Raw genomic sequence first — 308 nt, 5'->3', positions numbered from 1 at the left:
GAGGGTGGTTTCCGTGGTGGCGACCGCCGTGAGGGTGGTTACCAAGGTGGCGGTGACCGTGGTCGTTCCGGTCCGCCCCGCGAGGGTGGTTTCCGTGGTGGCGACCGCGATGGCTCGCGCTCGGGGGCGCCGCGTGAGGGTGGTTTCCGTGGTGGTGACCGCGAGGGCGGTTTCCGCGGCGGTGACCGTCGCGAGGGTGGCGGCTTCCGTGGTGGCGACCGCGATGGTTCGCGCTCGGGCGCGCCGCGTGAGGGTGGTTTCCGTGGTGGCGACCGCCGTGAGGGTGGTTACCAAGGTGGCGGTGACCG

1 protein-coding gene is annotated in these 308 nt (G+C 72.4%); it reads right to left on the bottom strand.

All coding sequences use genetic code 11. The annotated features are described in order from the left end of the window. On the bottom strand, window positions 1-308 hold a 308-nt coding region (locus tag ACLQ26_RS33045), incomplete at both ends, for a hypothetical protein (RefSeq protein WP_425748278.1).

Source organism: Micromonospora sp. DT43 (genome assembly GCF_049841645.1).
In the GTDB taxonomy this organism is placed as follows: domain Bacteria; phylum Actinomycetota; class Actinomycetes; order Mycobacteriales; family Micromonosporaceae; genus Micromonospora.
Note: the sequence above shows the minus strand (reverse complement) of the source record. Positions and strands in the feature narration are given on the sequence as shown.